General features: G+C 58.1%; 3 protein-coding genes. All 3 read right to left on the bottom strand.

The features are described 5' to 3' along the window. On the bottom strand, positions 1–656 hold a 656-nt coding region (locus tag D6877_RS07100; protein WP_130910321.1), incomplete at its 3' end, for a phage tail sheath subtilisin-like domain-containing protein. Between the two features lie 103 nt (positions 657–759). Beyond that, entirely contained in the window at positions 760–1305 is a 546-nt protein-coding gene (locus D6877_RS07095) for a DUF4376 domain-containing protein (protein WP_130910320.1), read from the bottom strand. A gap of 3 nt (positions 1306–1308) precedes the next feature. Further along, the coding region (locus D6877_RS29855; protein ID WP_130910319.1) for a phage tail protein at positions 1309–2033 on the bottom strand (725 nt) is incomplete at its 5' end.

Here is a 2033-nt window from a genome sequence, read left to right as displayed (position 1 = left end):
AAACCGTATTCAGCATCCGTCCAGGCAAACAGGCCCGCTGCCCAAGCCGAACCGGGTGCGTCAACAGTCTTGCTGGTGACGGTGTCCCAATACTTGACGCCCGGGTCGACCATAAACAGGTTGCGACTGCCGAAGTTATCGGCGTAGGCCATGGCGGCCTCGTCGGTCGTGCCCGGTCCGTCGATGATGCCAATGGCGCGCAGTTTCTGCGCCAAGCTATCGAGCGCTGTGGCGACCGCCTGAGTCGCGGTATGACCTGGCGCAATCAACAATCGAGGCTGCGCGTTGAACAGGCTTTTACCGTCGAGCAGCGCCTGCAACCCAGTGCGCTGGCCCGAGGCCAAAACGCCGCCGATGATCGCCGAGGTTTGCAGCGCAGCGTCTTCCAGCTTGGCCACACCGATGGCGACGATCACCGCCTTGGCTTTGACGTAGATGGCCTGACACGCCTTGGTGATCGCCGAGTCAGGGCCGAACGCAGCGATGGCTTCCCGTTCGGTCGTGATCAATTTCAGCTCGCCCGCCTTGGCCGTACCACCGCCCAGAACGCCAGGAGTGAAGGTGTCGCACAGACCGATGATCGATGACGACGGCAGCGAGATGGTGCGCGCGCCAGTGTCGACCGAGGTGGTCGTGACGCCGTGGAAAAAACTCATAAGGGTCAGTCTCCAGAAACGAAAAAGCCCCGCATAAGCGAGGCTGTGAGGGTGTTGGTGTTACGCGTAACGGATAAGAACACGCCCCGTCAGTGCGGGACGTCTACTGCAGCTCTGCAGGATCAGGTGGCAGACAATCCGGCCAGCCTTGCGACAGCATGTCGTCTTGATACTCACCGGCCTCAATCGCCCGCAAGAGCGTCAGCTCGCGGTCAAAACAGGCTTGAACGTGTGCTCGTACAGCCTTGGCGATGGTGATGATTTGCGCTGATCCGATTTCGACAAACCCGTCGACCGTTTTGAAGTTGCAGCGGTATTTGGGATCGAGGACGGCTGACAATCCCGTACTGGCAATCAACGCCTGGCTGTCGCGCGTCGTTTCGATTTGCAGGCCATCTACGATCACGCCAGTGGCCTCGCGAGCGAAACGCTCCTGAGCCACGATCCCCTTGTAATCTTTGGCGACCGGCTCAGGGTCTACGAGCACCGGCACACCTTCGCCGCCCCAAGCGATTGATTTACCTTCCGAAAGCCCCCGCAACAGAGTTGCGTATTGGTCGGGCGTGATTTGCACGGCATCTTCAGGGATGTTGTTGTTCCCTGGCTGATGAAAAAAGCCGCCCACTGTAGGAGACACAAAGATTTTCATGGGTTACTTCCCAAACGATATCCAAACACAGTTATACCCGCCCCCAGCCTTGGCTCCGGTAGAGGGGACATAGTGCGGAATCACAGCACCTGACAAACTGATCGCCGTGTAGGCGACAGCCATGCCAGTGATGGCACCCGCAATCGACAGAATCTGAAAGTGCTTCGTGTTGTAGTTGGTCGGAAGAGTGATTACACAATCACCGTTAGAAGCAACCGTGTTAAGCCCCCACTGAATAGTGAAGCCGCCTAACCAGCTTGGAAGTCGAATGAATCCATTCTGGCCAACTGTCATTCCGAAGCCGCCAAAGAGCTTCTTGGCGGTTACAAACTTGGCGTCATCGGCACCCGCGTCTACTTCAACTTGAGTTGCAACCTTAGCCGTGCCCCGCTTGCTTTCCGTGGCCTGGGCAACCAATGCCTCGATTTCTTCCTTGGTGTAGCTGTCCTTGATACCCATGGCGGCGAGCGTCTCCGGGTTATCACCCGATACGAAAATCCCCCGATCGTTGACCTTGACCCGAGTGAATTCGCCCGGTGTCTTGTTCTTCGGCAGCACTTCCAGAATGGCCGCGTCGACGTAGGACCGCGTGGCCAGCACCACGGCTGGGTCAATCTTGAGCTGAATGTTGCCGGTGCTGGTGACGATGAAGTTCATCCGCACGATTTGTGTACGGCCCGAGCCTTGCGACAGCAGCGGCTTGAAGCTTGGCGCGCAGTTGGCCACCG

The sequence above is a fragment of the Pseudomonas sp. Sample_9 genome (assembly GCF_004307535.1).
Lineage (GTDB): Bacteria > Pseudomonadota > Gammaproteobacteria > Pseudomonadales > Pseudomonadaceae > Aquipseudomonas > Aquipseudomonas mercuritolerans.
This window is presented reverse-complemented; position numbering and strand designations above follow the sequence as displayed.

Coding starts and splice junctions, on each gene's coding strand:
- D6877_RS07095 (WP_130910320.1), bottom strand. CDS start 1,305: ATGAAAATCTTTGTGTCTCCTACAGTGGGCGGCTTTTTTCATCAGCCA.